Source organism: Ancylobacter aquaticus (genome assembly GCF_004339465.1).
Lineage (GTDB): Bacteria > Pseudomonadota > Alphaproteobacteria > Rhizobiales > Xanthobacteraceae > Ancylobacter > Ancylobacter aquaticus.
In genome coordinates this window covers 292,784-316,595 of the sequence record NZ_SMFY01000003.1, presented here as the reverse complement: position 1 = coordinate 316,595, position 23,812 = coordinate 292,784, and the positions used below count along the sequence as shown (strand labels likewise).

The 23,812-nt window shown below is 66.8% G+C and carries 20 protein-coding genes, 1 tRNA gene and 1 pseudogene; 11 read left to right on the top strand and 11 right to left on the bottom strand.

Annotated elements, in window-relative coordinates; translation table 11 throughout:
* Window position 1 precedes the first annotated feature (1 nt).
* The 5 genes and pseudogenes from selA to EV667_RS17415 all read left to right on the top strand — a co-directional run bounded on the left by selA (window position 2) and on the right by EV667_RS17415 (window position 6,289).
* On the top strand, window positions 2–1,423 hold the full coding sequence (gene selA / locus EV667_RS17435; RefSeq protein WP_131836614.1) for an L-seryl-tRNA(Sec) selenium transferase: 1,422 nt from the start codon (window positions 2–4) through the stop codon (window positions 1,421–1,423).
* Window positions 1,420–3,267 (top strand): annotated as a pseudogene (gene selB / locus EV667_RS17430) (selenocysteine-specific translation elongation factor); the annotation flags it as partial. The gene selA and the pseudogene selB, both read left to right, overlap by 4 nt.
* Before the next feature lie 153 nt (window positions 3,268–3,420).
* A tRNA-Sec gene (locus EV667_RS17425) sits at window positions 3,421–3,516 on the top strand.
* Between the two features lie 373 nt (window positions 3,517–3,889).
* Window positions 3,890–5,149 carry a cupin domain-containing protein gene (locus EV667_RS17420; protein WP_131836613.1) on the top strand — a complete coding sequence of 420 codons (1,260 nt, stop codon included), beginning with the start codon at window positions 3,890–3,892 and terminating at the stop codon, window positions 5,147–5,149.
* Between the two features lie 303 nt (window positions 5,150–5,452).
* A complete protein-coding gene (locus EV667_RS17415; protein ID WP_131836612.1) occupies window positions 5,453–6,289 on the top strand; it encodes an alpha/beta fold hydrolase in 837 nt (278 codons plus the stop codon).
* A gap of 91 nt (window positions 6,290–6,380) precedes the next feature.
* Here EV667_RS17415 and EV667_RS17410 read toward each other — a convergent pair whose 3' ends face one another.
* The 11 genes from EV667_RS17410 to rplU all read right to left on the bottom strand — a co-directional run bounded on the left by EV667_RS17410 (window position 6,381) and on the right by rplU (window position 16,955).
* Entirely contained in the window at window positions 6,381–7,268 is an 888-nt protein-coding gene (locus tag EV667_RS17410; RefSeq protein WP_131836611.1) for an ABC transporter permease, read from the bottom strand.
* A complete protein-coding gene (locus EV667_RS17405) occupies window positions 7,265–8,275 on the bottom strand; it encodes an ABC transporter permease (RefSeq protein WP_131836610.1) in 1,011 nt (336 codons plus the stop codon). Before EV667_RS17405 ends, EV667_RS17410 begins: the two co-directional genes overlap by 4 nt.
* A 1-nt stretch (window position 8,276) precedes the next feature.
* Window positions 8,277–9,356, bottom strand: a complete 1,080-nt coding sequence (locus EV667_RS17400; protein ID WP_131836609.1) for an ABC transporter ATP-binding protein — start codon at window positions 9,354–9,356, stop codon at window positions 8,277–8,279.
* Between the two features lie 229 nt (window positions 9,357–9,585).
* Window positions 9,586–10,758, bottom strand: coding sequence for an extracellular solute-binding protein (locus EV667_RS17395; protein WP_245516225.1), 1,173 nt, complete (start codon window positions 10,756–10,758; stop codon window positions 9,586–9,588).
* A 183-nt stretch (window positions 10,759–10,941) separates the two neighbouring features.
* A complete protein-coding gene (locus EV667_RS17390; RefSeq protein ID WP_131836608.1) occupies window positions 10,942–11,958 on the bottom strand; it encodes a serine hydrolase domain-containing protein in 1,017 nt (338 codons plus the stop codon).
* 75 nt (window positions 11,959–12,033) lie between these two features.
* Complete coding sequence (locus tag EV667_RS17385) at window positions 12,034–13,080, bottom strand: hypothetical protein (RefSeq protein WP_131836607.1); 1,047 nt, start codon at window positions 13,078–13,080, stop codon at window positions 12,034–12,036.
* A 44-nt stretch (window positions 13,081–13,124) separates the two neighbouring features.
* Window positions 13,125–14,315: a glutamate 5-kinase gene (gene proB / locus EV667_RS17380; RefSeq protein WP_131836606.1), complete on the bottom strand. Its 1,191-nt coding sequence runs from the start codon at window positions 14,313–14,315 to the stop codon at window positions 13,125–13,127.
* Between the two features lie 113 nt (window positions 14,316–14,428).
* A complete protein-coding gene (gene obgE, locus EV667_RS17375; protein WP_131836605.1) occupies window positions 14,429–15,463 on the bottom strand; it encodes a GTPase ObgE in 1,035 nt (344 codons plus the stop codon).
* Between the two features lie 68 nt (window positions 15,464–15,531).
* A complete protein-coding gene (locus EV667_RS17370; RefSeq protein WP_131836604.1) occupies window positions 15,532–16,203 on the bottom strand; it encodes a GNAT family N-acetyltransferase in 672 nt (223 codons plus the stop codon).
* 144 nt (window positions 16,204–16,347) lie between these two features.
* A complete protein-coding gene (gene rpmA, locus EV667_RS17365; RefSeq protein WP_131836603.1) occupies window positions 16,348–16,617 on the bottom strand; it encodes a 50S ribosomal protein L27 in 270 nt (89 codons plus the stop codon).
* 29 nt (window positions 16,618–16,646) lie between these two features.
* Window positions 16,647–16,955, bottom strand: coding sequence for a 50S ribosomal protein L21 (gene rplU / locus EV667_RS17360; RefSeq protein WP_018388252.1), 309 nt, complete (start codon window positions 16,953–16,955; stop codon window positions 16,647–16,649).
* Between the two features lie 267 nt (window positions 16,956–17,222).
* Here rplU and EV667_RS17355 point away from each other — a divergent pair, with 267 nt between their 5' ends.
* The 6 genes from EV667_RS17355 (at window position 17,223) to EV667_RS17330 (ending at window position 23,727) form a co-directional block, all read left to right on the top strand.
* Window positions 17,223–18,461, top strand: coding sequence for a CaiB/BaiF CoA transferase family protein (locus tag EV667_RS17355; RefSeq protein WP_131836602.1), 1,239 nt, complete (start codon window positions 17,223–17,225; stop codon window positions 18,459–18,461).
* Between the two features lie 129 nt (window positions 18,462–18,590).
* On the top strand, window positions 18,591–19,535 hold the full coding sequence (locus tag EV667_RS17350; RefSeq protein ID WP_245516224.1) for an aminotransferase class IV: 945 nt from the start codon (window positions 18,591–18,593) through the stop codon (window positions 19,533–19,535).
* Between the two features lie 128 nt (window positions 19,536–19,663).
* Window positions 19,664–20,884 carry an ABC transporter substrate-binding protein gene (locus EV667_RS17345; RefSeq protein WP_131836601.1) on the top strand — a complete coding sequence of 407 codons (1,221 nt, stop codon included), beginning with the start codon at window positions 19,664–19,666 and terminating at the stop codon, window positions 20,882–20,884.
* A gap of 76 nt (window positions 20,885–20,960) precedes the next feature.
* Window positions 20,961–22,040 (top strand): ABC transporter ATP-binding protein, encoded by a 1,080-nt coding sequence (locus EV667_RS17340; RefSeq protein WP_131836600.1) that lies wholly within the window; start codon window positions 20,961–20,963, stop codon window positions 22,038–22,040.
* On the top strand, window positions 22,037–22,897 hold the full coding sequence (locus EV667_RS17335) for an ABC transporter permease (protein WP_131836599.1): 861 nt from the start codon (window positions 22,037–22,039) through the stop codon (window positions 22,895–22,897). The genes EV667_RS17340 and EV667_RS17335 overlap by 4 nt, the downstream gene beginning before the upstream one ends.
* A complete protein-coding gene (locus tag EV667_RS17330; protein ID WP_131836598.1) occupies window positions 22,897–23,727 on the top strand; it encodes an ABC transporter permease in 831 nt (276 codons plus the stop codon). The genes EV667_RS17335 and EV667_RS17330 overlap by 1 nt, the downstream gene beginning before the upstream one ends.
* The last annotated feature ends 85 nt before the right edge of the window (window positions 23,728–23,812 follow it).

Below are 23,812 nucleotides of genomic sequence, written 5' to 3'. Positions count from 1 at the left end.
CATGGACGCGACCTCCCGCCTCGCTTCCCCCTCGCCGCGCGACCTGCCCTCGGTCGACCGCGTGCTGGCGACGCCGGCCGGCCAGCAGGCGGTGGAGCGTTTCGGCCGTGCGCCCGCCACGCAGGCGATCCGCGCCGCACTGGACGAGGTGCGCGCCTGCCTGCTGGCGGGCCGGCTCGCCGCCCTGCCCGCACCCGACCACGTGGCGCTTGCCGCAATCGAGGCGCTGGAGCGCGGCGCCCGGGCCAACCTGCGCTCGGTGTTCAACCTCACCGGCACGGTGCTGCACACCAATCTCGGCCGGGCCGTACTGGCGGAAGAGGCGGTAGCGGCCGCAACAGCCGCCATGCGGTCCGCCGTGGCGCTGGAATATGACCTTGCCACCGGAAAGCGCGGCGAGCGCGACGACCATGTGCGCGCGCTTCTCATCGAGCTGACGGGCGCGGAGGACGCCACCGTCGTCAACAACAACGCCGCCGCCGTGCTGCTGGTGCTGAACACGCTGGGCCTGGGACGCGAAGCGATCGTCTCGCGCGGCGAGTTGATCGAGATCGGCGGCGCCTTCCGCATGCCCGATATCATGGCCCGCGCCGGGGCGACGCTGGTCGAGATCGGCACCACCAATCGCACCCACCCGAACGACTATGCCGGCGCCATCAATGATGCGACCGGGCTGGTGCTGAAGGTGCACACCTCGAATTACCGCATCGAGGGCTTCACCCGGGAGGTGCCAGCGCGGGAGCTGGCGGAGATTGCCCATGCGCGCGGCGTGCCCCTCGTCAACGACCTCGGCTCGGGCACGCTGTTCGATCTCGCCCGCCTCGGCCTCGCCCATGAGCCGACGGTGCGCGAGGCGGTGGCGGAAGGGGCGGACCTCGTCACCTTCTCCGGCGACAAGTTGCTCGGCGGGCCGCAGACCGGCTTCATCGTCGGTCGTGCCGACCTCATCGCCCGCCTCAACAAGAACCCGATGAAGCGGGCGCTGAGGGTCGACAAGATCCGCCTCGCGGCGCTGGAGGCAACGCTCAGGCTCTACCGCGATCCGGAAAGGCTGGCCGCCCGGCTGCCGACCCTGCGGCTGCTGGCGCGCACCCGCACGGAAATCGCCGCCCGCGCCCATGATCTGGCCGAACCGCTCGCGAGCGCCCTGGGCGAGGATTTCGATATCGAGATCGTCGATTGCGTCAGCCAGATCGGTTCCGGCGCCCTGCCGCTGGAAACGCTGCCGAGCGCGGGCTTCGCCATCCGGCCGGCGGCGGAGGCCTCCGGCGGCCGGCTTAACGCGCTGGCGGCGGCGCTGCGGTCCCTGCCCGTCCCGGTCATCGGCCGCATCAATGAGGGCGCGCTGATCCTCGATGCGCGCGCCCTGGAGGACGAGGCCGGCTTCCTCGCCAGCCTCGCCCACATAAGGGTGCCGGAATGATCATCGGCACCGCCGGCCATATCGACCATGGCAAGACCGCGCTGGTCGGCGCGCTCACCGGCGTCGATACCGACCGGCTGAAAGAGGAGAAGGCGCGCGGCATCTCCATCGACCTCGGCTTCGCCTATCTGCCCACAGAAGCCGGCACGCTCGGCTTCATCGACGTGCCGGGGCATGAGAAATTCATCCACACCATGCTGGCGGGGGCCAGCGGCATCGACTTCGCCCTGCTGGTCATCGCCTGCGATGACGGGGTGATGCCGCAGACCCGCGAGCATCTCGCCCTCATCGACCTGCTCGGCATCACCCGCGGGATTGTCGCCCTCACCAAGGCCGACCTTGCCGACGAGAACCGCCGGGCCGACGTGACAGCCGAGATCGCCGCGCTGCTGGATGGCACGGCGCTGGCGGGCGCGCCCGTCGTGCCGGTCTCCGCCCACACCGGCGAGGGGGTGGAGGCGCTGCGCGCCCGCCTCGTCGAGGCGGCCCGCGTTTTCGCCGCCCGTCCAGGGGAAGGCCGTTTCCGCCTCGCGGTGGACCGCTCGTTCACGATTGCCGGCGCCGGCACGGTGGTGACCGGCACGGTGCTCTCCGGCCGGGTGCGGGTGGGCGATCCGCTGATGGTCGGCCCCGACGGCCTGCCCGCCCGGCTGCGCTCGCTCCACGCCCAGAACCGCAAGGCGGAGGAGGGCCGCGCCGGTGATCGCTGCGCACTCAACCTCGCCGGCGAGGCCATCTCGCCCGACGCGATCCAGCGCGGCGACATGGTGCTCGACCCCACCCTCCACGCCCCCACCGAGCGGCTCGACGCCACCCTCACCGTGCTGGCAAGCGAGCCGAAGCCGCTCGGCGCGTGGTTTCCGGTGCGCTTTCACCACGGGGCGAGCGAGGTCGGTGCCCGTCTGGTCCCGCTCTCGGACGACACCCTCGCCCCCGGCACGACAGGCCTCGTGCAGATCGTGCTGGAGCGCCCGGTCGCCGCCGCAATGGGCGACCGCTATGTGATCCGCGACACCTCGGCCCAGCGCAGCCTCGGCGGCGGCCGGTTGATCGACCTGCGCGCCCCCGCCCGCAAGCGCCGCACGCCCGAGCGCCTCGCCCAGCTCGACGCCCTCAGCCAGACCGACCCGGACGCCGCCGTCGCGGGGCTGCTGGCGGTCGCGCCCTGGTATGTCGATCTCGTCGCCTTCGCCCGCGACCGGGCGCTGGCACGCGACGCGGCGCCGGCCCTCGCGGCCCGGCTCGGCCTCACAGCCTTCGCCGCTGACGGCACCCTCACCGCGCTGTCGCCGGAGCGCTGGGCGCTCTATGCCGGCGCGGCTCTGGCCGAGCTGGCCCGTTTCCACGACGCCAATCCGGACCTGCCGGGCATCGGCGCGGAGAAGCTGCGCCTCGCCCTCACCCCGCGCCTCTCCAGGCCCGTCTTCACCGAGGCGCTGCGTCACCTCGCCGAAGACCGGGCGCTGGTGCTGGAAGGCGCCTGGGTCCGGCTGCCCGGCCATGAGGTGCGGCTCACCAGCGGCGACGAAATCCTCTGGGCGCGGATCGCACCGCCCCTCGCCGGCGCCGCCCGCTTCCGTCCCCCGCGGGTGCGCGATCTCGCCGCCATGACCGGCGAGGCCGAAGCCGACATCCGCCGGCTGATGAAGCTGCTGGCCCGCATGGGCAAGGTGGACGAAGTGGCCCACGACCATTTCTTCCTTCGCCCCACGCTCGCCGAGATGGTGGCGATGGCTGGCGCGCTGTCCGCCGCCGCGCCGGGGCGGGAGTTTCCCGCCAGCGCCTTTCGCGATCGCATCGAGGAGGGCGACCATGCGGTCGGGCGCAAGGTGGCGATCCAGATCCTGGAATTCCTCGACCGCCACGGCGTCACCCTGCGGCGCGGCGATCTGCGCCGCATCAACCGCCACCGGCTGGACCTGTTCGGCGCGATCGACGACACTGCGGTCGAGCAAGGCGTTCCCGCCACCCCCGCGCCGGGTGCGGGCGTGACTTCTGGAAGAGCGTTACCTCCGGTGAGGTATCCGGACTTCAAATCCGGAAGGGGCCGCGAGCCGGTCCCTGGTGGGTTCGACTCCCACTCTCTTCCGCCAACTCCTTCGCCTTCCGGTTCCGGGCCGCACCGGTAGAGCGTGTTCTGCGGAATTGCGTTCACCTCGCCTGAAAGTGCCCGCGCGCGACCCGATCCGGTGACCTCGCCTGACCGTGAAGAAACGGCCCTCCCGTCGATAGCCTGAGCCTGTTTGGCGAAGGGAGCCCGTCGCAGACGCTCTAGGGAATTCTCATACCAAGAGGGGTGCCCCTCCGCTCCCTTCGGTTTGAATTTGCGCAAGTGCCCGCCACCCCGGCCGGGCCGTGCGTGCGGGCAAGATTTCCCGCCGCCGTCCCCTAGAACAGTCCCAGCACCGCAGGACGCCGCCACAAACTGGGCGCACCTGCACCCCGATGCAGCAAGGAGAGCGGAACATGGAGAATCTTTCCCGGCGCACGATGCTCGCGCTCAGCGCCCTCGGCGGTGCCGCCGTCGCCGGCGGCGCGGCGCAGGCCGCCACGTTCGGCAACCCGGACCAGCCGGCGGAAGGGGCGATCAATGCGACGCCCGGCGCTCTGTCCAGCCCCGGCCCGCAGAGCCCGGCGCTGGAGGCGCAGATCCCGTCCTTCCAGAACCCGCCCGCCACCGATGTCGGCAACATGCCGATGATGTGGTCCTCCTTCAACATCATGCCCAAGCGCATCCAGGCCGGCGGCTGGGCGCGGCAGATCACCGCCACCGAATTCCCCGCCGCCAAGGAAGTCTCCGGCGTCAACATGCGCCTCGGCCCCGGTGGCATCCGCGAGATGCACTGGCACCTCGCCGGCGAATGGGCGCTGATGACCAATGGACGCTGCCGCATCACCGTGCTGGACAAGGACGGCACCCCCTATGTGCGCGATGTCGGCGCCGGCGACCTGTGGTTCTTCCCCGCCGGCTACCCGCACTCGCTGCAGGGCCTGGGTCCCGACGGCGCCGAATTCGTTCTGGTCTTCGACGACGCCTTTCAGTCTGAATACAACACGCTGCTGCTGACCGACTGGTTCGCCCACACCCCGCCCAACATACTGGCGCAGAATTTCGGCGTGCCGGCGGATACCTTCAAGAATATCCCGCTGCAGGATCTGTGGATCTTCCAGGGCAAGGAGCCGCCGCCGCTCGCCATTGACCAGGCCGCCGTCGCCACCGGCCGCTCGCCCGCCGAGCCTTTCACCTTCTCGCTCACCGCCACCACCCCGGTGAAGAAGAACGAGGCGGGTGAAGTTCACCTCGCCGACAGCCGCACCTTCAAGGCCTCCACCACCATCGCCGCCGCCATCGAGACCATCCGGCCCGGCGGCCTCAGGCGCATGCACTGGCACCCCAACGCCGATGAGTGGCAGTACTGGATCAAGGGACGCGGCCGCATGACGGTGTTCAACACCGGCCCGCGCGCCCAGACCATCGACTTCCAGGCCGGCGATCTCGGCGTCGTGCCCAAAAGCCAGGGTCACTATATCGAGAACACCGGCGACGAGGACGTGCAGGTGCTCGCCGTGTTCCGCGCGCCCGAATATCAGGAGGTCGACCTCGCCGACTGGCTGGCCCACGCGCCACCGGAACTCGTCGCCCAGCACCTCAACATCGACCCCGCGATCATTGCCCGCTTCCCGCGCGGGCAGGTCGGCCTCCAGCCCGGCATTCCGCCGCGCTAAGCCGAACCCATACTTCGGTATTAAAGCACCACTCCAAGGTAATGGGGGCCGACACTTTTGTCTTGATTGCGCCTGCCGGCCCCTGGGTTAACGTGCTGGTCATGGCTGGCGCAGGCGGCGGGAAACGCCCTCCTTCCCGCTTCGGCCCTATCTGGAGAGCGCTCCCCGCGCCCCTCGCGCGGCGTCTCACAGGTGCCGCGTAAAGGCCCCATCCTAGCAGGCGCGCTCCCCCGCGCCTTCAGGCCGGACATCGAACGAAACCGCTTTTTCCCACTCGCCTGCTTCAGCAAAAGGATCGGAACCATGGGTTACGTCACCACCAAGGACGGCGTCGAGATCTTCTTCAAGGATTGGGGTCCGAAGGACGCCCAGCCCATCGTCTTCCATCATGGCTGGCCGCTGTCCTCCGACGACTGGGACACCCAGATGCTGTACTTCCTCGGCCAGGGCTTTCGCGTCGTCGCCAGCGACCGCCGCGGCCATGGCCTTTCCGCGCAGGTGAGCGAGGGTCATGACATGGACCATTACGCCGCTGACGTCTCGGCCGTGGTCGAGCATCTCGACCTGAAGAACGCCGTGCATATCGGCCACTCCACCGGCGGTGGCCAGGTGGCGCGCTATGTCGCCAAATTCGGCGTGCCGCAGGGCCGCGTCGCCAAGGCCGTTCTGGTGGCCGCCGTGCCGCCGATCATGCTGAAGACAGAAGCTTATCCCGGCGGCCTGCCGATCGAGGTGTTCGACGGCTTCCGCGCCGCGCTGGCCGCCAACCGCGCCCAGTTCTACATCGATGTCGCCTCGGGCCCGTTCTACGGCTTCAACCGCGACGGTGCCAAGGTCTCGCAGGGCGTGATCGACAATTGGTGGCGCCAGGGCATGGTCGGCAGCGCCAAGGCGCATTACGAGGGCATCAAGGCCTTCTCCGAGACCGACCAGACCGAAGACCTCAAGGCGATGACCGTCCCGACCCTCGTGCTGCAGGGCGATGACGACCAGATCGTGCCGCACGCAAACGCCAGCGCGCTGCAGGCGAAGCTGCTGCCGGACGCCACGCTGAAGGTCTATCCGGGCCTCCCGCACGGCATGCTCACCACCCATGCCGACATCGTCAACCCGGACATTCTCGCCTTCATCAAGGGCTGAGCAGGCATATCGCCCTCAACGCTGCGGCCGTCCCTCGCGGGGCGGCCGTTCCGTTTGGTGCCGCCCGCAATTCCGCGAGGGCCGGCGCGCCTCACCCCATCGCCGCCGCCGGCGTGCCGGAAAGCTCGGCTTCCTCGGCCTCCAGCGCCGCGCGCTGGCGCCGGGCCGCCGCCGCGTCGGTGCGCCGCTTGGCGATCTCATAGGCGATGGCGCCGATAATCGTCACCGCCACGATCACCACCGCCAGCGCCGAGATCGCCGGCGTGGAACCCTGCCGCACCCGCCCGGCCAGCACCGTGGTCAGCGTCTTGTCGGAAAGAATGGCGAAGGTCGTGGTGTTGTAGTTCTCGAACGAGGAGAGGAAGGCCAGTATCGCCGCCGAGGCCAGCGCCGGCTTGAGGAACGGCAGCAGGATGTGGCGAAACACCTGCGGGTAGCTGGCGCCGAGGTCAAGCGCCGCTTCCTCCTGCGAACGGTCGAAACGCTGCAGGCGGGCGAGGATGATCAGCATGCAATAGGCGGAAATGAAGCTCGCCTGCCCGAGCACGGTCAGCACCACCCCGTCATAGAGGAAGCGCGTGCCGGTCTGCCCGGTGAACTGGCGCCAGAACACCACGGTGGAGATGCCGATGATGATGCCCGGGGTGAGCACGGGCGAGACCACGACGAGGTAATAGAGCGAGCGCACGCGCGGCTGGATCTGCGTCATGATGATGGCGCCGGCCAGCCCGATCGGCACCGAGATGCACACCACCAGCAGCCCGATCCACAGGCTCATCTTCAGCCCGGTCATCATGTCCTGGTCGGCGAACAGCGCCGAAAACCAGTCCAGCGTCACCCCCTCGATCGGCCAGACCTGCGGGTATTGCGGGGTGTTGAAGGCGGAAACCGCCATCACCGCCAGCGGGCCGAGCAGATAGAGGAAAAACACCGCCGCATAGAGCGCGAACATCACCCGCTGGAACGGACCCGGCTTCATCGCGTGATTTCTCCAAGGCTGAGCCGGAACGCCTTCAGCACCACGAGCACGAAGAGGATGCAGCTCACCAGCAGGATGAAGGCATAGGCCGCCCCCTGCGGCCAGTTGAACGCCTGGTAGAAGCGGTCATAGACGATGGGCGTGAACCACAGCGTGCGCGGCCCGCCCAGCACCAGCGGCGCCGCGAGCGCGCCAGCCGTCAGCATGAACACCAGCGTGCAGCCCGAGGCGATGCCCGGCTTGGCGTGCGGCAGCACGATGAAGGCGTGGATGTGCCACCAAGGTGCGCCAAGGTCCCGCGCGGCCTCGACCTGGTTTGTGTCGAGGCTCTCGATGGCGTTGTAGAGCGGGAAGATCATCATCAAGAGATAGGCGTAGGAAAGGCCCATATAGAGCCCGACATCGGCGCCGAGAAAGTCGATCGGCTCGGAAGTGAGCCCGCCGCCCATCAGCATCTGGTTGATGATGCCACCCGAGGACAGCAGCACCCGGAAGGCGAAGGCGCGCAGGATCTCGTTCACCCAATAGGGCAGGATCAGCAGCAGCAGCAGCACCCGCAGCCGCGCCGCCGTGGCCGATTGCGCCATGTGGAAGGCCAGCGGGTAGCAGATGGCGAAATTGATCAGGGTAATGACGATGCTCACCCCGATGGTGAGGAAGAAGGCCTTGATGTGCAGCCAGTTCCATTCTTCCGTCGAGGTGGTCGAGCCGAACAGGAAGTAGCGGTAATTCTCCAGCGTGTAGAGATCCTTCGGCCCGCCCATCTGGGACGGCGGCAGCTTCGGGCGGAACGACATGTCCACCATGGCGAGCTGCGGCAGCAGGATGATGAAGAAGGCCCAGAAGCCGACCGCCAGCACGAGATAGAGCCCGATGGGAAGGCCGTTGCGCTGGAAGAAACCGCCCCCGGTCGCCACGCCAGTGCGCCGCTCATAAGCGGCAAGGCCGAAGAAGAACACGACCACCGCCAGCGGCAGGCCGAAGACGAAGGCGAGGCTGCCGCTCATCTCAGTGCCTTTCCGGCCGCGCCAGCAGCAGCGCGTCCTCCGGCCGGAAGCCGAGGTGCAGATGCTCCCCCGGGGTCGGCAAGGCGAGGCCGGGGTTGCCCCCGAGGCTCGCCATCACCTTCTGGCCGGTCTTCACCCGCAGCGTCACATGGGTCACGCTGCCCTCATAGGCGACATCCAGCGTCTCGCCGGCGAAGCCGACCGTGGTGCCGTTGGCGCGCAGCTGCATCGCCTCCGGCCGCACGAACAGCAGGGCTTCCTGCCCAACGTCCAGCGCCACCGGGTTGCGGCCGCTGAGCGTGCCGAGCGGCGTGTCCAGCGTCGCCATCGCGCCGTCGCGGGCGGTGATGCGGCCACGGATCTGGTTGTTCTCACCGACGAAGGCGGCGACGAACGGCGTGCGCGGCTCGGCATAGACGGCGCGCCCGTCACCCACCTGCTCGATCACGCCGGCATTCATCACGGCGATGCGGTCCGACATGGTCAGCGCCTCGCCCTGGTCATGGGTGATGTAGATGAAGGTGATGCCGACCCGCTTCTGGATCGCGCGAAGCTCGGCGCGCATGTGCTGGCGCAGCTTGAGGTCGAGCGCCGAGAGCGGCTCGTCGAGCAGCAGCACGGAGGGTTCCACCGCCAGCGCGCGGGCAATCGCCACGCGCTGCTTCTGGCCGCCGGAAAGCTCGGACACCTTCTTGTGGCCGTGCTCGGCGAGCGCGACCTGGATCAGCAGGTTCTTCACCTTCTCGTCGCGCTCGTGCCGGGGCACGCCGCGCACGCGCAGGCCGTAGCCGATATTCTCCGCCACCGTCATCATCGGAAACAGAGCGAGGTTCTGGAAGATCAGCGCGGTCGGCCGCTTGTTGGGGCCGATGCCCTTCATGTCGGCACCACCGATCCGCACCGTGCCGCGCGTGGGCTCGATGAAGCCGGAGATCGTGCGCAGCAGCGTGGTCTTGCCGCAGCCGGACGGGCCGAGAAAGGAGAAGAACTCGCCCGGCTCGATGGTGAGGTTCGCGTCCTTCACGGCGACGAAATCGCCGAAGGTGACATTGACGCCCTCAAGCTCGACGGCAGCGGCCATGCGGATTTCCGTTCAGTTGGTTGCCGTCATCCCCGACGCCGCACCAGCGGCGATCGGGAAGCGTGTGACGATGGGCGGAGACGGCAGGCGGTCGACGAGGACGCCGTCATCCCGGCCGAAGGCGACGCCGCAGAGCCGGGATCGCTCCCTTACCCCTGGCAGCCCGGATCGCACCGCCGGCGCGTCCGGGCTGGCGAGGAAAAGGGACGGCGCGCGGCCGCCCCGTGCCTCACGCCGCCTTGAACTTCTCGGCGTACTGGGTGCGCAGCTCGGCGTACCACGACGGCTCCGGCGGGCGGCTCCACAGGTTGTCGAGCGCGTTGCCGGGATAGGCCTCGGCGAAGTTCTTCTTGGCGACCTCGGAGAGGAAGGCGTCCGAACCCTTCACGACAGGGTTGTAACCCGAGCCATTGGCGACCATGGCCGAGATTTCCGGCGTGTGGATGAAGTTGATGAACTCATAGGCCTGTGCGGTGTTCTTCGCCGCCTTGGTCATCGACCAGCCGTCGATCCAGGTGATGGCGCCTTCCTGCGGCGCCATATAGGCGACCGGCTTGCCGTCCTTCTTCAGCGACAGGGGCGGGCCGTCCCAGGTCTGGCCGATGACGCAGCCATTCTCCATGAAGCCGGACTTGGTGTTGTCGGCCGAATCCCAGAACTGCTTGACCTGCGCCTTGTTGGCGACGGCGAATTCGAGGATCGGGTCGTAGATCTTCTTCATCGTCGCCTCGTCCTTGAAGGCGTCGAGCATGCGGTTGGAGGGCAGCTTGCCGGTCTTGTCCCACCACAGGCCGATGCCGAGCAGCAGCGAGTGCGGGCGGCCCTGCATCTTGCCCTTGAACTCCGGCGACCACAGCGTGCCGTAGCTCAGCGTCGGGTATTCCAGCTTGGCGAGGTCGGTACGCCAGGCGATGGCTTCCGAACCCCAGCAATGGGGCACATGGTACAGCCCGCCATCCCAGGTCCACACGCTGGTGGAGCCTTCCATCATGGCCGGCAGCACCTGGTCGAGCTTCAGCTTGGAGAGGTCGTAGGGCGCCAGCACGTCCAGCTCCTGGAACTGGGGCGCGCGGTCGCGGGTGGGGGCGCACAAATCGAAGCCGTCGCCCTCGGTGGCCTGCAGCTTGTTGATCTGCTCCTCGTTCTGCGAGAACGGGGTGGAGTTCACCTTGATGCCGGTCTTCTTGGTGAATTCGGGGATCACCGGGTCCGGCAGCTCGTCCGCCCAGTTGAGCAGGTTCAGCTCGCCGGAGGAGGAGAACGCGTCGCGCACCAGATAGGGGCCGGCGGCGGTCATGGCGCCGGCGGCGAGCGCGCCCTTGAACAGCACGCGGCGGGTGAAGCTGCGCGCGGCGAGCAGCGTCTCGATGGACGAATTGGTCGGCTCGGTCTTCTTCGTCACGGCGTTCCCCTCGGAATGGCGATGCATCGCCTAAAGGGGAGCACGAAGCATGCCAGCGCCGCGCCGCCGTTGCTGCGTTGCACAAATCCGACCGTACCCTTGTCGAATCCCGACGCCGCCCCGCCGCTGCCGCGCTTTTCGGCACGGCTTCCTGCCGCACTGCACGCGAAACGGGCGCCCGCCTCACCCCAGCGCGGCGAGGATTTCTCCGGCCAGCGCGTGCACATCGTCGCGGTGGCCGGTGCGGCCGGAGGGCGCGTCTGTCGTGGAGGTCATCACCAGCGAGACCCCGCGCGCGGGCACCACATAGAGCATCTGCCCGCCATAGCCCCAGCCATAATGGGCGGTCGCCCCGTCGATCTCGCGGGTGAACCAGCCATAGCCATAGGCGTCGCCGGTGAAGCGCGAGGCGGTGCGCGCCTGCCAGCACGCGCCGATCCACGCTTCCGGGATCACCTGCTGGCCCTTGCCGTTGCGGCCCCCGTTGCGGCAGGTTTCAGTGAAGGCGAGCAGCGAGGTAGGCCGCATCGCCATCTGGTTGCCGCCGAAATACACCCCCTGCCGGTCGCGCTCCCAGCTGGCGATGGAAAACCCCTCGATGGGCCCGAGCCAGTCCCGCGCCAGCGCCAGCGTCGAGCGCCCGCTCGCCCGCGTCAAAATCGCCGAGACGAGGTGCGAGGAGCCGGTGGAATAGAGCATCTGCCCGCCGGGCGCGTCGACAAAGGGCCGCGCCAGCGCGGCGCGCACCCAGTTCGGGCTCGCGATCCACGCGCCATAATAAGCGCCGGAGGTGCGCTCCAGCCCCGCCTGCATGGAGAGAAGGTTGCCGAGCGTGATCTCATAAAGGCGCGGGTCGGGGTCGGCGGGCAAATCCGCCTTCAGCAGCGGCGCGATCTTCTGCTCCGCCCCTTCCAGCACGCCCTTGTCGATGGCGATGCCGGCCAGAATGGCGAGGATGCTTTTCGAGGCCGACTTGATGTTGGTCGGCCGGTCCACCCGCCCGCCGGAATAACCCCGCGCGGCCAGCGTCTCGCCGTCCTTGGCGACCAGCACGGTGCGCAACGGCTCCAGCCCGCCGGCGCGGTCGAGCACCGCGTTCAGCGCGGGCGTGGAGGATTCGGGCGGGGGCTCAGCCTGAGCGCGCGCAAGGCGCGGGGCGAGCAGAAGCAGCGGAGCGGCAAGCAGGGATCGACGGTGCATGCCGCAGAAGATAGGGCGGGCGGAGGCGAGCGATGGTCACGTTTTCTCGACGACAAGTGAGAATGCAGACCCTAGCTACGAGGCCAGACTTCTCATGTACCTGTTAAAAAAGTCAACACACGTACTATTTGACATTTGCGGCTTGAATGCCTTCCTATGAAAGGCACTTATATTTTTTCGCCCAAGCATTCTCCAAATATTTTGCTCGACAACAAATTCATCGGCGTCTGACATTTTAAAAGTTGTTGCAAATATTCTATTTATCTTGGACGGATTCTCTACTGACATAATTTCCATGTTCATTGGATGGAACGCAAATCCGAGAAATATAATAGTATTGGAATTTATAATATTATCTCTGATGGAATTAAGATTATTTAAATTATACATTTGTTCAGTAAACGTCTTTATTTTTGCAGATATTTTATATATATCTACACTTTTATCTCCGAAATTAACCGACCCAGATCGATTTTGCCAAGGAAGATCTCCGACAGTGCCATACGGATGAAATATATCAAGTTTTGATACTAGAAACTCAGCATAAGATCGATCTATCTTGTAATAGACAAAGAGCGCTTCAACGAGAAATCTCTCTATGCAGCGGTCGTAATTAAATATAATGAATGAAACATTTTCAAATATATTATCTATATTATCTTTTGATACTCCCTCAGTAAGAAGCTGAAAAAACTTTACATACCATGTACCCGATAGGTAGCTCAGTAAAAATCTATCATCGTGACTATCATTATTTACAAATTTACTGGATGCCTCCGAATCCAATATAGCAGCCACTATTCCCATTTTGCCACAAAGCTCTAATGCTCTGTTTCCGGCATGAGCATCGAGAAAATTATCTATAGATAATGATACGGGCAACGCTTCCGTAATATGTCTTGTAGACAGAAGAAAATCGGAAAAGCTTGATAAACCTTCTTGACGCGAATACAATTGAAGAAATCTTGCAATTCGCACATCTCCATTGAAAATATGGACGTTTCTTTCAACATTAGTAAGCAGCATTCTTACGATTATATCTTTTAGATCTTCTCCGGTTGGAAGACGAGCCTCTTTGCTGGCGCCCGCGCCCACTACAAAAATGGTTTTTGATTTAAACATCGGAAAGTGCTTCTGAGAGAGGGCTGGCAGAGACTACACTAGCCTCACCCTCCCCCCAGCACCAGATCGTCCCGGTGCACCATCGCCGCGCGGCCTTCAAACCCAGTAATCGTGACGATCTCGTCCGATGAGCGGCCCTTGAGGCGTTCGGCGTGGTCGTGGTCATAGGCCACCAGCCCGCGCCCGATCTCGGCACCGTCCGGCCCGCGCAAAATCACCGCGTCGCCCCGGCTGAAATCGCCTTCCACCCGCTTGACCCCCGCCGGCAGCAGCGAGGAGCCACGGCGCAAGGCGGCAACCGCGCCGGCGTCGAGGTGCAGCGTGCCGCGCGGTTCCAGCGCGCCGGCGATCCAGCGCTTGCGCGAGGCCACCGGGTTGGCGGGGGCGAGAAACCAGGTGCAGCGCGCCCCGGTCTCGATGGCGCGCAGCGGGTTCTTCACCTTGCCGGAGGCGATGACGAGATGCGCGCCGGCGGTGGTGGCGATCTTGGCCGCCTCCACCTTGGTCTTCATGCCGCCGCGCGACAGCTCGGTGCCGGCGCCCCCGGCCATGGCCTCGATTTCCGCCGTGATGCGCGGCACCACGGGAATGAGGGTGGCGTTGGGGTCCTCGTTCGGCGGGGCGGTGTAGAGCCCGTCAATATCCGAGAGCAGGATGAGCAGATCGGCGCTGGTCATGCCGGCGACGCGGGCGGCCAGCCGGTCATTGTCGCCATAGCGGATTTCCGAGGTCGCCACCGTGTCGTTCTCGTTGATGACGGGGACGACCTTCAGCTCCAACAGCTTGGCGATGGTCGAGCGGGCGTTGAGATAGCGCCGCCGCTCCTCGGTGTCGCCCAGCGTGATCAGGATCTGCCCGGCGGCCACGCCCTCATGGGCCAGCGCCTCCGACCAGGCCCGCGCCAGCGCGATCTGGCCGACAGCGGCGGCGGCCTGGCTTTCCTCCAGCTTCAGCGGGCGCTTGGGCAGCTTGAGCACGTTGCGCCCCAGCGCGATGGCCCCCGACGAGACCACCAGCACTTCCTTGCCCTCGCGATGGAGCTGCGCCACATCCTCCGCCAGCGCCGCCAGCCAGGCATGGCGCAAGGCGCCGCGCGAAGAATCCACCAGCAGCGCCGAGCCGACCTTCACCACGATGCGGCGGAAGGCGCCGAGCTGCGGCGCCGCCGGGGCGCGAGCGGCCTCGGGCAGGGCAAGGGCGTTTTCGGCGGCATCGGCGTCGGTGGGAAGGGTCATCGCGGCGGGCTTCGATCAGAGGAGAGACGGCGCGCTACATACGCGGTTTCGCCCGTCCGCGCGCGGGAATTGTAAGGGCCCTTACCTCGCCCCGCCGGGGAGAGGTCGCCGCCTCACGGGTGCCAGGGCTCGGCCGGCGCGCGCTGCTCTTCCACCGCGCGGCCCTCGGTGATGACGGCGGCCAGCGCCCGCAGCGCCTCGCGCACCCCCTCGCCGGAGGAGGCGGAGAGCGCCAACGGCTTCTTCTTGGCCGCGCGCTGGAGGCGGGCAAGCTGGGTCTTCAGCGTTTCCTTGTCGAGCGAATCGACCTTGGAAAGCGCGACGATCTCCACCTTGTCGCCGAGGTCGTGGCCATAGGCCTCCAACTCGGCGCGCACGGTCTTGTAGGCCTTGCCGGCATGTTCGCAGGTGCCGTCCACCAGGTGCAGCAGCACGCGGCAGCGCTCGATATGGGCCAAGAACCGGTCGCCGAGGCCGATGCCCTCATGCGCGCCCTCGATCAGGCCGGGAATGTCGGCCAGCACGAACTCGCGCTCGTCCACCCGCACCACGCCCAGCCCCGGGTGCAGCGTGGTGAAGGGGTAGTCCGCCACTTTCGGCTTGGCGGCGGTGGTGGCGGCGAGGAAGGTGGACTTGCCGGCATTGGGCAGGCCAACGAGGCCGGCATCGGCGATGAGCTTGAGCCGGAGCACGATCCAGCGCTCCTCGCCCTCCTGCCCGGGGTTCACCCGGCGCGGCGCCTGGTTGGTCGAGGTCTGGAAATGCGCGTTGCCGAAGCCGCCATTGCCGCCCTTGATGAAGCGGATGCGCTGGCCGATTTCGGTCAGATCGGCCAGAACGGTCTCCCCGTCCTCGTCGAGAACCTCGGTACCCGCCGGCACTTTCAGCACGACATCGTCGCCCTTCGCCCCGGCGCGGTTGGAGCCCATGCCGTAGCCGCCCTTCTTGGCCTTGAAGTGCTGCTGGAAGCGGTAGTCGATCAGCGTGTTGAGCCCGTCGACACACTCGATCCACACATCGCCGCCGCGCCCGCCATCGCCGCCGTCCGGCCCGCCGAACTCGATGAATTTCTCGCGCCGGAACGAGAGGCAGCCCGCGCCGCCGTCGCCGGCGCGGACATAGATCTTGGCCTGGTCGAGAAACTTCATCGTTACGGCTCAATGTTGCAGGGTCCCCGCAGCGGCGGGAACCCGGACAGGATAGCAAAAATGCCGGCTCAATGCCGGACGGCGTCAAGCGCGTGCAGGCGCGCGGGCTGGGTGGCGCCCCAGGCGCGCAGCGAGGTCCACAGCCGCCGCTCCAGCCGGAAGCGGTCCACCGGCACCGAGGCGCCCATCGCCCGCACCTTGGCGAGGCCGACGCCGGTCCACTGGAAGCCGCACTTTTCCAGCACGCCGCGCGAGGCCGGGTTGACGACACGGGCCGAGGCCGCGAGGGCGTTCAGCTTGCGGTCGCCAAAGGCGTGGTCGATCAGCGCCCGCACGGCTTCGGTGGCGATCCCGTGGTCCCAATAGGGCTCGCCGAGCCAGTAGCCGATCTCGGGCGCGTCCTCGTCGCGGCGGTTGAAGCCGCACATGCCGACCGGGATCGCCGGCCCGAAGCCGTTGGCGCCGGGCAGACGCAGCGTCGCCTCGTTCTTCAGGAAGATGGCGAAGGTCGCCGCCTCCGGCCCACCCGGCAGATTGGCGACGAAGGACGCCGCGTCCGCCATGCCGTAGGGGTGGGGAATGTTTGCCGTCATCTCCGCCACCTTGCGGTTGTCGGCAAGCTCGGCGATCCACGTCATGTCCTCGATCCGAGGCGCGCGCAGAACAAGGCGGCCGGTTTCGAGGACGGCGGTACTGCTCTCGACGAGGGGTGACCCGAGGGTCGCTTCGACAATGGTCATCTGAGGGCTCCTGGGACCAGAACGACGAAGGGGAGGCGGTTTCCTCGCCTCCCCTGTCGGGTACCCCGGGTGTCCTCTAGGGACGTTCGGGAAATCCTTCCGGTCGGGCGAGACCGGGGGGATTTCCAAGAACCCTCACCGGCTTTATTCGGCGGCCTTGGCGGCCGGAATGACGGATACGTACGTGCGCGAATTGGCTTTAGCTCGGAACTCGACGCGGCCTTCGGTCAGCGCAAAGAGGGTATGGTCCTTGCCCATGCCGACATTGGTGCCGGGATGCCAGGTCGTGCCGCGCTGGCGCACGATAATGTTGCCAGCGATGACCTTCTCGCTGCCGAACTTCTTGACGCCGAGGCGACGACCGGCCGAGTCGCGACCGTTGCGGGAGGAACCGCCTGCCTTTTTATGAGCCATCTTGCTCTCCTATTTCCTAGCTGGCGGTCTCAGGCGCCGAGAATCGAGGTCACGCGCACGACGGTGAAGTCCTGACGGTGACCGATCTTGCGACGCGAATTCTGACGGCGACGCTTCTTGAACGCAATAACCTTCGCGCCACGGGTGTGCTTGACCACCTCAAGCGTGACGGAAGCGCCGTCGACCAGCGGAGCGCCGACCTTCGGGCTGTCGCCGCCGAGCATGAGAACCGGCAGGGTCAGCGAAGAACCCGCCTCGGCCTCGATCTTGCCGACGGTAACGAGCGCATCGGGGGCAACGCGATACTGCTTGCCACCCGTCTTAATGACCGCGAACATGTTTTGTCCTTTCGTTCGATGCCGGTCTCCGGCGTTGCCGCCTGGACCGGCTTCTTTCGGTCGGTTGAAATAAGCGCACGGGACACAGGTTCCCACGACGCAGTCCGGCTCCTTACAAAGCGAAGCCTGTCCTGTCAAGGAAAAGCAGCCGTTGCAGGGCCTGCGCGCGGGCGGGCCTTTCCTTCGCCACGTCGCGCGTCCCCTCCCGATGGCGCCGCCCGGCCGAGGCGGCTATCGTGCGCGCCGCCCCGCCGCAGGACCTTCCCGATGACCGACGACGACATGGCCCGACCCGACGCGCAGGCCCTTGCCGGAATCCGGGTCCTCGATCTCTCCCGCGTGCTGGCCGGTCCCTGGGCGACGCAGACGCTGGGCGATCTCGGTGCCGACATCATCAAGGTCGAGAAGCCGGGCGAGGGCGACGACACGCGCGGCTGGGGCCCGCCCTGGCTGGCCGATGGCGAGGGCCGGCCAACGCGCGAAAGCGCCTATTTCCTTGCCGCCAACCGCAACAAGCGCTCGGTGGCGATCGACATGGCGACGCCGCAGGGGCAGGCGCTGATCCGGCGCCTCGCGGAGCAAAGCGATGTCGTGGTGGAGAATTTCAAGGTCGGCGGGCTGAAGCGCTACGGGCTCGATCATGAAAGCCTCATGGCGCTCAACCCGCGCCTTGTCACCTGCTCGATCACCGGCTTCGGGCAGGATGGGCCGGAGGCCGGCCGCGCCGGCTATGATTTCATGATCCAGGGCATGTCCGGCCTCATGTCGGTGACAGGCAGCCCGGACACCGAGCCGCAGAAGGTCGGCGTCGCGCTGGTCGATATCCTCACCGGGCTGAACGCCACCATCGCCATATTGGCGGCACTGGAGCAGCGCCACCGCACCGGGCGCGGCCAGCATATCGACATCGCGCTGTTCGACGTGGCGGTGGCGAGCCTCGCCAATCAGGCGCTGAACTTTCTGGTCGGCGGCACCGCGCCGCGCCGTCTCGGCAACGCCCATCCCAATATCGTGCCCTACCAGGCCTTCGAGACCTCGGACGGCCATCTGATCCTTGCGGTCGGCAATGACGCGCAGTTCGCCCGCTTCTGCCGCCTCGCCGACCTGCCCGAGATTGCCGCCGATGCGCGCTTCGCCACCAATCGCGAGCGCGTCGCCCATCGCGAGGCGCTGATCCCGCCCATCGCGGCAGCGCTCAAGCGGCAGACCACCGCCGAATGGCTCGCCATGCTCGATGCCGCCGGCATTCCGGCCGGGCCGATCAACACCATCGCGCAGGCCTTCGCCGAGCCGCAGGCGCTGGCGCGCGGTCTCGCCATGAGCCTGCCGCATGCGCTCGGCGGCAGCGCGCCGGGGGTGCGCAGCCCGCTGCGGCTGAGCGATTCCCCGCATGGCCAGCCCACCGCCCCGCCATGGCTCGGCCAGCACACGGACGAGGTGCTGGAGACCCGGCTCGGCCTGAGCGCTGCCGAGCGGGACGCGCTGCGCGCCGCCGGCATCATCTGAACACGGCCCCTCGGGCGACTGCCCGCAAAATTGGCACTGTCATTTTTCAGGCAAGCGGCCCTTTGTGATCGCCGGCCGCCGGGCCACGCTGCACCCCGCAATGGCGCAACGATCCTGCCTGGAGTGCACATGATGACAGAGGCGAAGACCGACTTCTCGAAAGGCGCCGCCTACATCAACGGCCAGTTTGTCCCGATCTCGGAGGCCAAGGTCCCGGTCGGCGACTGGGGCTTCACCCATTCCGACGTCACCTATGACGTGGTCCATGTCACCGATGGCGGCTTCTTCCGCCTGGAAGATCACCTCGACCGTTTCCACCGCTCGCTGGAAGGCTACCGGCTGAACCCGGGCGTGAGCCGCGAGGAGATGCGGGCGATCCTCGGCAAGGTGGTCGCCCTCTCCGGTCTCAAGGACGCCTTCGTGGCGATGATCTCGACCCGTGGCATCCCGCGCGTCTATGGCTCGCGTGACCCGGACGACTGCGACAACACCTTCATCGCCTATGCCGTGCCATGGGTGGACGTGATCAAGCCCGACGTGCAGGCGCGCGGCGCCCATCTGCTGGTCGCGCAGGTGCCCCGTATCTCGCAGAACTCGCTCGACCCGACGCTGAAGAACTACATGTGGCGCGACTTCACGCGCGGCATGTTCGAGGCCAAGGACAAGGGCTTCGACACCGCCATCCTGCTCGACGCCGACGGCTACCTGACCGAGGGCGCCGGCTTCAATGTGTTCATCGTGAAGGACAACAAGGTCATCACCCCCGATCGTGGCGCGCTGCGCGGCATCACCCGTCTCGCCGTGCTCGACATCTGCCCCGAGCTCGGCCTGGAGCCGATCGTCGGCCCCATCACCTTCGAGGAGTTGATGGACGCCGACGAGGTGTTCACCACCACCACCGCCGGCGGCGTCATGCCCTGCTCGCGGGTCAATGAGCGGATCTACGGCAATGACCGCCCCGGCCCGATCAGCGCGAAGATCAAGGAGACCTATTGGCGCAAGCACAAGGAGGGCTGGCACATGACGCCGGTCAACTATGCCGATGCCGAGAACCCCTTCGCCGTCGCCGCCTGAGCACGCGCCACTGCACGGAGCCGGACCCCGGGGGCGAATCGCCCGGGGGCGGCGCTCACCGGGAGACGACGACGGGTCGGGCGATTCCTGCCGATGGTCAACGCCACACACAATGAGGGGACAGACACATGAAGCCGCACGAGCCGATTTCCGCTGGCGTCTCGCAGGACACGCCGGACAGCACGCCGCGCGCCGGACTTTCCGTCGGCCGCCGCACCGTCCTCAAGACGATCGCCGCCGGCGCGGTGGCGAGCCTTGCCGCGCCCTATATCCGCCCTGCCTCCGCCGCGCCCACCCAGCTGCGCGCGCTGATGTGGGAAGGCTACCTGTTGCCCGACGTGATTGCCGCCTTCGAGGAAAAGCACGGCGTGACGTTTTCGCCCACCTTCTTCGACGGCAATTCCGAGGCCTATAACAAGCTGCGCGTTGGCGGCACCAAGGATTTCGACCTCGTCCAGGCGGACGGCTTCTGGCCGAGCCTGTATTTCCGCGAAAAGCTGATCCGCACCGTCGACTACGCGAAGATCCCCGCCACTCAGCACCTGTTCCCGGTGTTCAAGCCGGCCGAGTTCAAGCTGCTGACCGACGCGACGACCGGTAGCGATTTTGGCGTGCCCTTCTGCTGGGGCAGCTACGGCACCACCTACAATGCCGACGTGGTGCCGGCCGAGAAAGCCGCCAGCATCGAGCTTCTGTTCGACCCGGCCTATGCCGGTCGCCTCTCCACCAGCGCCCGCTTCGAGGAGAACATCGCGCTGGCCGGCATTCTCGTCGCCACCCGCATGGGCACGATCGACAAGCCGCGCCCGAACGGCAAGCCGTTCAACCCCTATGATCTCACCGACGAGGAACTGGCCGGCGTCGAGAAGCTGCTGATCGAGCAGAAGCCGCTGCTGCTGACCCGCTACCAGGACAACGCCACGCTGGCCCAGCTTCTGGAAAGCGGCGCCATCGTCGCGGCGCCGGAATTCGCCCAGACCTATCGCCTGCTGCTGGCCAAGAAGGCGAAGGGCGAGATCGACACCACCTTCGCCCACACGCTGGTGCCGAAGGAGGGCGGGCTCGGCTGGGTCGATACCTGGCTGGTTTCCTCCGGCGTGCCGGACGGGGCGACGCTCGATGTCTGCCAGAGCTTCATCGACACCATGATCACGCCGGAGACGATGAAGAAGGTCGCGCTCGCCAGCGGCTGCTCGACCACCATCGACATTCGCGCCCTGTCGACCCCGGAGGAGCAGGCCCTCTATCTGATGGACCGCACCGGCGAACTCTCCAAGATGTACATGTTCGACCAGCCCTCCTCGACCGAGAAATGGGAGCGGGTGTGGTCGCGGATGCAGGCCGCCTGAGCGCGCGGGCGGCCGTGGCACCCGCGCCGGCCGCCCGCCCTGTCCTTCCGACCTGACATTCCGGGGAGCCCGCTACGTGTACATTACCCTCGACGGGGTCTCGCGCCAGTATGACAGCATCTGGGCGGTCGACCGCGTGACCATGGGCATCGGCAAGAACGAGTTTGTCTCGCTGCTCGGCCCCAGCGGCTCCGGCAAGACGACCCTGCTGCGCATCATCGCCGGGCTGGAGAAGCCCACCACCGGGCGCGTGCTCATCGACGGCGAAGACGTCACCGACCTGCCGCCGCACAAGCGGGGCGTCGCCATGGTGTTCCAGGAATTCCTGCTCTTCCCCCATCGCACCGTCTCCGAGAACCTCGCCTTTCCGCTGCGGATGATGAAGCTGCCCGCCGCCGAGATCGCCGAGCGGGTCGCCTGGGTGGTCGGCATCCTCTCGCTCGGCGGGCTGGAAAAGCGCTACCCGAACCAGCTTTCCGGTGGCCAGCAGCAGCGCGTGGCGCTGGGGCGGGGGCTGGTGGGGCGCCCCAAGGCGCTGCTGCTCGACGAGCCACTGGCCAATCTCGACCGCGAATTGCGCCAGGAGATGGAGGTCGAGATCCGCCGCCACCAGTCGGCGCTCGGCATCCCCTTCATCTATGTCACCCATAATCAGGAAGAGGCGCTCTCGATGAGCGACCGCATCGCCGTGGTACGCAAGGGACGCATCGAGGATTTCGCCGCCCGCACCGACATCTATGACCGGCCGAAGACCGCCTTCATCGCCCAGTTCGTCGGCCGCTCGAACCGCTTCGAGGGAACGGTGGACGCCGCCGGCCGGCACGTCGCGACGCGCTGCGGCACCATCCTCGCGCTTCCCGCCCCGCTGACAGCCGGCCACGCGGTGCAGCTCTTCATCAAGAACGAGAAGCTGCGCCTGGCGCCCGACGACGGCACGGATGGCGCCAGCCACGGCGCCAATCGCCTTGCCTGCACGGTGAAGGACGTCATCCTGCGCGGCGCCTATGCCGACTACATCCTCGCCTTCGGGGATCGCGAGCTCAATGCCAGCCGCCCGCGCTCGGAGCGCGCCTTTCTCTCCGGCGAGGCGGTGATCGCCCATCTCAACCCGGAGGACATCGACCTGTTCGACATGGACGGGGAGCGCCCGTCATGAAAGGGCGCTGGGCCGGACGCGCGCTCCTCGGCGTGCCGACAGTGTTCCTGTTGGCGCTGTTCGTGCTGCCGCTGCTCTCGATGGTGGTGCTCAGCTTCTGGCGCACCGAAAATTACCACATCGTGCAGGACTGGAATCTCGGCAACTACATCACGCTGGCGACGGGCGGCGCCTATGTCACCTTCCTCATCCGCTCGCTGGTGATGGCGGGCGTGGTCTCGCTGGTGTGCATCCTCATCGCCTGGCCGGTAAGCTACGCCATCATCCTCTATGGCGGGCGCTACCGGCTGCTGCTCACCCTCGCCTTCGCCGTGCCGTTCCTCACCGGCGAGGTGCTGCGGGTCATCGCGCTGCAGGGGCTGCTGGGGCCGGTCGGGCTGATCAACGCGGTGCTGATGGCGCTCGGCAGCGCACCGCTGCGCTTCATCATGTACACCAACGTCGCCAGCGCCATCGGCCTCGTCTACCTCTATTTGCCGATCGTGGTGACGGTGATCTACCTGTCGCTGCTGAACTTCGACGCGCGGCTGATCGACGCCGCCAAGATCTTCGGCGCCAGCCCGCTGCGGGCCTTCGTCGAGGTGACATGGCCGCTGAATCTGTTCGGCACGCTGATCGGCTTCGTGCTGTGCTTCATCCCCTGCCTGTCCGCGACGCTGGTCCCGCGCTTCCTCGGGGGGGCGAACGGCACGCTTTACGGCATGGCGATGGCCCAGCAGTTCGGCGAATCCGGCACCTGGGCGCTGGGCGCGGCCATGGGCGTGGTGCTGTTCCTCACTTCCATCATCGCTGTGCTTCTGGTCGGCATGCGGGTCGATCTGCGCCGCACCGGCTTCACCGGCTTCGGGAGGGGCTGATGCGCGGAACCCTCACCAGAAGGCTCGGCACGTACACGCTGCTGGCGACGCTCATCCTCTCCTATCTCTTCCTCTATCTCCCCATCCTTCACATCGGCCTCGGCTCCTTCGCCCGAAACCACACCTTCCCCTACCCGCCGCGCTGGACGCTCGACACGTTCGGGCGGCTGTTCGGCAACTCGCTGTACCAGACCGCCTTCTTCAACAGCTTGGTGCTCGGCATCGGCGCGGCGGCACTCGCCACCGTGCTGGCGGCGGCGGCGACGCTGGGGCTGATGCGCCATGCCGGGCGACGGGCGGGGCTGTACCTCGCTTTGTTCATCGCGCCGCTCTTTGTCGCCGAGGTGCTCGTCGGCATCGCCTCGCTGATCTTCAACGGGCTGCTGCTGCAACTGCAGGGCAACCTCGTCTCCGCCATCCTCGCCAATGCGGTGCACTGCTTCAGCTATGCCCTGCTGATCATGGCCACGCAGCTCTACCGCTATGACTGGCGGCTGGACGATGCGGCCATGGTGTTCGGCGCCTCGCCGCTGCGCACCTTCTTCGAGGTGACGCTGCCGCTGATCTGGCCCGGCCTTCTCGGCGCCTTCGTCGTCACCTTCATCATGGCGTTCAACAATCTGGAGATTTCCTTCTACCTGCTGGGCGCGACGCCGACCCTTCCCTCGGTCGCCTGGGGCGCGCTGCGCTATGGGGTGAAGCCCGAGCTCTACGCGCTGGCCACCGCCGTCAATCTCGTCGTCATTCTCGGCCTCGGCGTCATGTTCGTGCTCATGCTCACCGGCAAGGCACGCTTCGGCCATCGGCCGGAGCGCGCGCGGGCAGTGTAGCCTTCCCGCCGGCGCGGCGGATTCTGGCACGGCGATTGCGTCAGCCGGCGCGGGGGCCAGGGGGCTTGAACCGCGGAGGACACGA

Excerpts from the sequence above, each read along its gene's own strand:
- selA (WP_131836614.1), top strand. The coding sequence starts at position 2 with ATGGACGCGACCTCCCGCCTCGCTTCCCCCTCGCCGCGCGACCTGCCC.
- EV667_RS17420 (WP_131836613.1), top strand. The coding sequence starts at position 3,890 with ATGGAGAATCTTTCCCGGCGCACGATGCTCGCGCTCAGCGCCCTCGGC.
- EV667_RS17415 (WP_131836612.1), top strand. The coding sequence starts at position 5,453 with ATGGGTTACGTCACCACCAAGGACGGCGTCGAGATCTTCTTCAAGGAT.
- EV667_RS17410 (WP_131836611.1), bottom strand. The coding sequence starts at position 7,268 with ATGAAGCCGGGTCCGTTCCAGCGGGTGATGTTCGCGCTCTATGCGGCG.
- EV667_RS17405 (WP_131836610.1), bottom strand. The coding sequence starts at position 8,275 with ATGAGCGGCAGCCTCGCCTTCGTCTTCGGCCTGCCGCTGGCGGTGGTC.
- EV667_RS17400 (WP_131836609.1), bottom strand. The coding sequence starts at position 9,356 with ATGGCCGCTGCCGTCGAGCTTGAGGGCGTCAATGTCACCTTCGGCGAT.
- EV667_RS17390 (WP_131836608.1), bottom strand. The coding sequence starts at position 11,958 with ATGCACCGTCGATCCCTGCTTGCCGCTCCGCTGCTTCTGCTCGCCCCG.
- EV667_RS17385 (WP_131836607.1), bottom strand. The coding sequence starts at position 13,080 with ATGTTTAAATCAAAAACCATTTTTGTAGTGGGCGCGGGCGCCAGCAAA.
- proB (WP_131836606.1), bottom strand. The coding sequence starts at position 14,315 with ATGACCCTTCCCACCGACGCCGATGCCGCCGAAAACGCCCTTGCCCTG.
- obgE (WP_131836605.1), bottom strand. The coding sequence starts at position 15,463 with ATGAAGTTTCTCGACCAGGCCAAGATCTATGTCCGCGCCGGCGACGGC.
- EV667_RS17370 (WP_131836604.1), bottom strand. The coding sequence starts at position 16,203 with ATGACCATTGTCGAAGCGACCCTCGGGTCACCCCTCGTCGAGAGCAGT.
- rpmA (WP_131836603.1), bottom strand. The coding sequence starts at position 16,617 with ATGGCTCATAAAAAGGCAGGCGGTTCCTCCCGCAACGGTCGCGACTCG.
- rplU (WP_018388252.1), bottom strand. The coding sequence starts at position 16,955 with ATGTTCGCGGTCATTAAGACGGGTGGCAAGCAGTATCGCGTTGCCCCC.
- EV667_RS17355 (WP_131836602.1), top strand. The coding sequence starts at position 17,223 with ATGACCGACGACGACATGGCCCGACCCGACGCGCAGGCCCTTGCCGGA.
- EV667_RS17350 (WP_245516224.1), top strand. The coding sequence starts at position 18,591 with ATGATGACAGAGGCGAAGACCGACTTCTCGAAAGGCGCCGCCTACATC.
- EV667_RS17345 (WP_131836601.1), top strand. The coding sequence starts at position 19,664 with ATGAAGCCGCACGAGCCGATTTCCGCTGGCGTCTCGCAGGACACGCCG.
- EV667_RS17335 (WP_131836599.1), top strand. The coding sequence starts at position 22,037 with ATGAAAGGGCGCTGGGCCGGACGCGCGCTCCTCGGCGTGCCGACAGTG.
- EV667_RS17330 (WP_131836598.1), top strand. The coding sequence starts at position 22,897 with ATGCGCGGAACCCTCACCAGAAGGCTCGGCACGTACACGCTGCTGGCG.